Genomic DNA, 6,641 nt, shown 5'->3' on the forward strand with positions numbered 1-6,641 from the left:
GCCGCATGATCGGTGCAACAATCCAGTAAAAGGGAGTCGCCCATAACCAGAGAAACTGCCACCAGATTCCCGCCAGTCCTGCCCGCCAGGTTCCGGCGACGACACTGATAGCCTGTTCGCTACTCGTGCCCGAACCAAAGGCAAAAAACATCATGAATACCTTGCCGAACCGACGACCGCCCATAAAGAAGTCTGTCATGTCTTTTACTTTTGTGACTGACCAGAGACCGACGGCAAGAATGACGACAAAATAGAGGGCCAGTACAATCCAGTCTGCAGGGTGGAGTCCTAACCAGACATTCTTTTCAGCGGCGAGTATCATTGGCAGGTCCTCATGATGGATGTTTAATGAATATTATTCCGAAATTAGACTACCGAGGATGAACCAAATATGCAAACCTACTGATGCAATGGTAGCGACATGACAGATTAACCCCGGATGTTGTATTCTTACTCGAACTCACATTAAACGATTCATCGAAATACTGAACGAGTGAAAAAACTCTGGTTATACTATGCCTGCAAAACCGTTACCGATTCAAATGCTTGAGTTAAAAGGCTGTCGGGTCACCGTACTTGGTCTGGGACGGTTTGGCGGAGGGACTGCCGCTGTTGTTTTTCTGGTTGGTAGAGGCGCGCACGTCACCGTCGTTGATGCTAAAAATGAAGCTGCCCTTTCTGATTCGCTGCGACAACTGGAGTCGTATTCCGAGATCAAATATCAGTTGGGAAGTTCCTGCTCAGAATTGTCTGAAACTGATTTACTGGTTGCCAACCCCGCGATTCCCCCCGATCATCCGCTCCTGAAAAGTGCACTGAAACAGCACATCCCTGTGACCAGCGAAATCGAACTTTTTTGGCAATTGAATCGCGGTCGAGTCATCGGAGTGACTGGGAGTAATGGTAAATCCACAACAACAGCCATGATTCATGCCATCATGAAAGCATCGGAGACTCGGTGCTGGCTGGGAGGGAACATCGGCATCAGTCTGCTGCCGGTGGTTGAGCAAATTCAACCGGATGACTGGGTGATTCTGGAATTGAGCAGCTTTCAACTGGAAGCACTCAATCGCATTCAAGCCAGCCCGCAGATTGGAGTGGTCACTAATTTCAGCCCGAATCACCTGGACTGGCATCAGACTGTGGAACACTATCGTCATTCCAAACAAACCATTTTTCGCTGGCAGACGCAAAACGATTTCGCCATCTTGAATGCAGGTGACCAGGACTTGCAGAGTTGGGACACCCGCGGAACCGTTTCCCGGTTTGGCGAGAACCCAAGCTTAAAACCTGATGTGCTGGTGGATCGTCAGGCTTTTGTGCTGAGAGAACAGAAACATGTTCTCCAGCCACATCTGAATGTTCCCGGGATGCATAATCGTATGAATGCCGCTGCAGCGATTGTCGCCTGTCGTTGTGCTGGAGTCGATTTAACAACAATCCAGCAGGGATTAGAAACATTTCAGGGTTTGCCCCACCGACTGCAATTCATCGGTGAATACCAGAATCGTCGATTTTATAACGATTCGCTGGCAACAACCCCCGAATCAGCCATTTGTGCATTGGACGCGTTTGATGATTCTCCGATCATACTGCTGGCCGGTGGTTCTGACAAAAAAGTCGATCTGTCTGAGTTTGCCAATGCTCTGCTCAATCGAACCAAGGCGACAGCATTGATGGGGGAAACGGGACTGGTTTTATCCGGGATTCTGCAAAAACTCAAAGCTGATTTATCCGGCGACGGTTTCGCGGTGATTTCTCAGCCTCAGCAGTCATTCCAGGAAGCCTTTGGCTGGGCATTTCAACAATCGGACCCGGGTGATGTCATTTTACTTTCGCCCGGATGCGCCAGCTATGGCTGGTTTTCCAGCTTTGTGGAACGGGGCGAACGATTTACCGAACTGTTTCAGCGCCTTGGCGGCTGAAAATATCGCTCAGCCCAACAGAGGTATTTTGCAGGGTTCACCGGCAATTTCTCTGACATATTGTGGCACTGCGTAACCGGGCAATCGCGTGCGTAACTCACGAATGAGTTCTCTCCCCTGCTCTTCCGGGACTTCAAAGTGCGCAACACCGGTGACGCGATCCAGTTGATGCAGATAATACGGCATCACCCCCAGATCGACCAGTTTTTCGGACAATCTCACCAGCGTGTCGGCACTGTCATTAATGCCTTTGAGTAACACTGATTGATTGAGTGTGGGAATTCCTGCCTGTATCATTTTTCGAATGGCAATTTCTGCGTCACCGGCAATTTCATTTGGATGGTTTGCATGAATGACCATCCAGACAACAGTTCCAGTTTCTGAGAGCCGTTGAAACATCTCCAGCAATCCGGCGTGAATTCGGTCGGGAAGAACAACGGGCAAGCGGCTATGAATCCGTAATCGCTTCACATGTGGAATTTCTGTGATTCGCTGACAAAGCTCTTGCAGACGGAGATCAGTCAATAACAGCGGGTCGCCTCCACTGAGGATCACTTCTTGAATCGACGGATCAGCGTGAAGCGCTTTCCAGACCGGTTCCCATTCAGCTAAGGTGCGGGGTTCATCACCATAGGGATAGTGTCTGCGAAAACAATAACGGCAGTGAATGGCACAGGCTCCGCTGACCATCAAGAGTGCCCTGCCGTGGTACTTATGCAAAATACCAGGGGTTTGGCGTACATTCAAATCACCAACCGCATCAGTACTGAAGCCCTGGACGGTTTCGTTTTCGCGAGCAATCGGCAGGACCTGTTTCAGAAGCGGGTCTTCTGGATTGCCTCGCTCCATGCGGTTTAAAAAACTGAGGGGGACCATTAATGGAAACGATTGAACAGTATTCAGGGCTGGTTCGAGCAGTTTTTCCGGTATGCCTAGCCGGGAAATCAGTTCCCGTGGGTCGCGAATAGCCTGTGAAAGTGATTTTTGCCAGGTGATTTCTTCAAGCGATGAGGGCATATAAAGGCAAATTTCCAAATAGGTTCAGACAAAATCGCCACAAACCCACATCAGGGTGTACTAATGAAATTGTTAAATGAGCTATATCATTCGTCTGCGTGAACTTGCGCGGGAAGAAAAGGCGGTAGAAATTGGCTGACATTTCGCCTGCTCTCCGTTTGCAACGGGTGTAAGATATGTTATTCTCTCGCCCTTGGAAATAAAACTCAAATGTATTTTTCACAACACTTTTATTGTCAGAGAAATTAAGCGATGCCACAAATCAGTACAGGCGATTTTCGCAAGGGAGTCAAAGTTATCGTCGATGGTGATCCTTATGAAATGTTTGAAGTTAATTTCGTCAAACCGGGTAAAGGCCAGGCACTTTATCGCACGAAACTGCGAAATTTGCTGAAAGGTACGATTCTCGATCGCACCTACAAAAGTGGGGGTGAAAGCCTGGAACAGGCTGATATTCGTAAGGGGGACGGTCAGTATCTTTATAAAGATGCGACAGGTCTGCACTTTATGGATAATGAAACTTTTGAGCAATACTCAATTGGGGAAGCAATGTGCGGCGACGCTGCTGATTATCTTCTCGACGGAGCAATCTGCGGCCTGATGTTCTGGAATGATCAGTTAATTGGCATGGACCCACCACAACAGGTGATTGTGGAAGTCACCTACACGGAGCCTGCCGCCAAAGGTAATACGGCAACCAATGTGACTAAGCCAGCCACCATTCAAACCGGGGCCACGGTCAATGTGCCCGCTTTTATCAATGTGGGTGAAAAAATCAAAGTTGATACAGCCACCGGCTCCTATATTGAACGCGTTCGCGAATAAGCCTGTTTGCCTTGAAAAAGACTACTTGAAATCCAAATCGCAGAAGTTTCCTGCTGAGTTTCGTCAAATTCAGCATAAATACTTATTTTTTGTGATTCTTTTGCGTAGGTTTCATGAAACTGGTTCAACTGATATTGAATTATTAACAGGTGTTGCCAAAATAACAGCACGAGCTTCGTATCAGCTTGTGGGAGATAAGTTTAAGGGAGTTGTCAACGGTAAGTCGTAACTGAACTCACGATAGAGCCCCACCATGGATCTCAGGGAGGATTGACATGGATGTCTGGAATTTGATCTTGTATGTCGTCGCGTCATTGTTAGCGTTGAAGTCGCTTGCTTCTTTAATGACTCATCACAAGAAAGTGGTTGTCCAGCAGTTGGCCATTGAGTATACGCAGGAAATAACCCAAAATGGGAAAAAAACTTCCAGCAGCGATTCGCTAAACCAGCAGGGAGTCCACGCTTCTGCAGACGAGAAAGTCAGGGCAGCGTAAAACAGTTGTGGATGAGTCTGTGAAAGAGGTCTAGCTGGAATCGAATTCAGTCGTGATTCGTTATTGTATCTTTAATTTTAATGAGTAGTTGAAACAGTTCATGTCTCACGTTGATCAAACCAATCGCTTAGATGCAGAGCAGTTCCCTGCCGATGCGACCGATTTGCAGGCGGATGTCGTCACCGACCATAACCACAAACTCTATATTGAAACTGTGGGCTGCCAGATGAATATGCTTGACAGCGAACTTGTGGTGGCTGATCTTCGCAAGCGTGGTTACGAACTCACCAGAGACGTTAAAGAGGCGGAAACGATCCTTTTCAATACCTGTAGCGTCCGGGAACATGCCGAGCATAAAATTTACAGCTCCTTGGGCAGACTGAGATACGGCGCCAGAAAAAATCCGAAAAAAGTAATTGGTGTCATGGGCTGTATGGCGCAGAAAGATCAAAATTTGATTTTTCAAAAAGCCCCCCAGGTTGATTTTGTGGTAGGGACCGGCCAACTTGCTCAAGTTGCGGGATTGATCGACAAAGCGCGAATCAATCACCATAATCATGTACGCAGCCGCGAGCTTGCTGTGGGATTGGGCCGTAAAGACGGAAAACATACGGAAATCACGAACAGCTTTCAAAGCTATGATCCTTTGCGCGATCCGGAAATGCGCCCTTCACCGTACCAGGCCTTTGTGCGGATTATGATCGGCTGTGATAAGTTCTGTTCCTATTGCGTTGTGCCTTCCACCCGTGGTCCGGAACAAAGCCGCTCCCCCCGCGAGATATTATCGGAAGTCAAAGTACTCTCTGATCAGGGGGTAAAAGAAGTGACTTTACTCGGGCAAACCGTAAACAGTTACAAACACACGCAGGACGGAAAACTGTTTCGCTTGTCTGATTTACTGCATCTGATCCACGAGGTTGAAGGAATCGATCGCATCAAATTTGTCACGAGTTATCCCAAGGACATGACCAACGATCTTTTGGAAGCAATCCGTGATCTCCCCAAAGCCACGCGTTATCTTCACGTTCCTTTACAGCATGGTTGCAATGATGTTTTGAAAGTGATGAAACGCGGATATACCGTCGAAGATTACCGGGATATGATGCAGCGCATCAACGAGATTCTTCCCGGTTGTTCAGTTTCAAGCGACTTTATTGTGGGGCATCCTGGTGAAACAGAAGAATCCCATCAAAAAAGCCTGGCATCGATTCGTGAGTTTCGTTTTAAAAACAGTTTTATTTTCAAATACAGCGAACGCCCCGGGACAAAGGCCGCAGAACGGTTTCCAGATGAGATTCCCGATGAAGTGAAAAAACGCCGTAATAATGAAATGTTAAAAGTGCAGAACGAGATTAGTGAAGAAGATAACGCAGAATTCATCGGCAGACAGGTAGAAGTTCTGGTCGAAGGACCCAGTAAATCAGCTCAAAAAGTTGGCCAGGATTCAAGTGGTGCCCTCGCAGAACAATTGGTGGGACGTTCGAATTGCGATCGTATCGTTGTCTTTGATGGCAACCCGCGTTTAGCAGGAACAATCGCTCGCATTGAAATTATTGATGTGACACCGACCACTTTAATTGGCTCGATTGTCACAAAGGAATATCAACTTCATTCAGGCCCCTCTCTACCCATCCTGCAGTAAAGAATGTTTTAATTCTACAGAATTCCCCGGAACGCGTCTTCCAGTTTAGGGTATTGGAATTGAAAACCAGCTGCCAGTAATCGTTGGGGGGTTACTCTCGTGCTGGTCAGCATCAGCTCCTGGCCCATTTCCCCAAACAACGTTCTGATTCCCCAGGCAGGAATGGGTAAACAAGTCGGACGCGAGAGGACTGTTCCGAGTGTTTTGGTAAAGTCCAGGTTCGTCACTTCATCAGGGGCTACAAAATTGACCGGGCCTTGCATCTCTGTGTTTTGCAGACAGAATTGAATCGCATTAATCACATCCGGTAAGGCAATCCAGCTCCAATACTGTGACCCAGATCCAATTTTTCCGCCAACACCCAGTTTGAATGGCAGCAGCATTTTTGCCAGGGCGCCCCCCTTTTTATCAAGGATCATTCCAAACCGCATATTAACGACACGAATTCCGGCCTTGGTTGCGGGTTGAGTCGCATGCTCCCAAGAGTCACAGACATCAGCCAGGAAGCCCTGCCCTTTTTTGCTGGTTTCATCCATTCTTTCATTTGCACGATCTCCATAAAACCCGATTGCGGACGCACACAGAAGGATTTGGGGCGGATTTTCGAGTGAAGCCAGTCTGTTTGCCAGCAACAAGGTAGATTGCACACGGCTGTTGAAGATCGATTTTTTGATCTCTGGCGACCAGCGTTTATCGGCAATGTTGGCCCCTCCCAGGTGAATGACAGCGTCAATACCA

At 47.8% G+C, this 6,641-nt stretch carries 6 protein-coding genes and 1 pseudogene; 4 read left to right on the forward strand and 3 right to left on the reverse strand.

What is annotated here, in order from left to right:
• Positions 1-322 (reverse strand): annotated as a pseudogene (locus Q0294_RS00750) (sodium:solute symporter family protein); the annotation flags it as partial.
• Positions 323-515: 193 nt separating this feature from the next.
• On the opposite strand from Q0294_RS00750, the gene murD reads away from it, so the two are divergent.
• Positions 516-1,925, forward strand: a complete 1,410-nt coding sequence (gene murD, locus Q0294_RS00755) for a UDP-N-acetylmuramoyl-L-alanine--D-glutamate ligase (protein ID WP_299459696.1) — start codon at positions 516-518, stop codon at positions 1,923-1,925.
• A 9-nt stretch (positions 1,926-1,934) separates the two neighbouring features.
• On the opposite strand, the gene epmB is transcribed toward murD, so the two are convergent.
• Positions 1,935-2,942, reverse strand: a complete 1,008-nt coding sequence (gene epmB / locus Q0294_RS00760) for an EF-P beta-lysylation protein EpmB (protein ID WP_299459699.1) — start codon at positions 2,940-2,942, stop codon at positions 1,935-1,937.
• Positions 2,943-3,194: 252 nt separating this feature from the next.
• Here epmB and efp point away from each other — a divergent pair, with 252 nt between their 5' ends.
• The 3 genes from efp to miaB all read left to right on the forward strand — a co-directional run bounded on the left by efp (position 3,195) and on the right by miaB (position 5,903).
• Complete coding sequence (efp, locus tag Q0294_RS00765; RefSeq protein WP_299459701.1) at positions 3,195-3,767, forward strand: elongation factor P; 573 nt, start codon at positions 3,195-3,197, stop codon at positions 3,765-3,767.
• Between the two features lie 275 nt (positions 3,768-4,042).
• On the forward strand, positions 4,043-4,261 hold the full coding sequence (locus Q0294_RS00770) for a hypothetical protein (RefSeq protein WP_299459703.1): 219 nt from the start codon (positions 4,043-4,045) through the stop codon (positions 4,259-4,261).
• 100 nt (positions 4,262-4,361) lie between these two features.
• Positions 4,362-5,903, forward strand: a complete 1,542-nt coding sequence (miaB, locus tag Q0294_RS00775; RefSeq protein WP_299459706.1) for a tRNA (N6-isopentenyl adenosine(37)-C2)-methylthiotransferase MiaB — start codon at positions 4,362-4,364, stop codon at positions 5,901-5,903.
• A gap of 14 nt (positions 5,904-5,917) precedes the next feature.
• Here the strand turns inward: miaB and Q0294_RS00780 are convergent.
• Positions 5,918-6,641, reverse strand: a 724-nt coding sequence (locus Q0294_RS00780; protein ID WP_299459709.1) for a TIGR01777 family oxidoreductase, incomplete at its 5' end; no start/stop codon positions are given.

This window comes from uncultured Gimesia sp. (assembly GCF_937919775.1).
In the GTDB taxonomy this organism is placed as follows: Bacteria; Planctomycetota; Planctomycetia; order Planctomycetales; family Planctomycetaceae; genus Gimesia.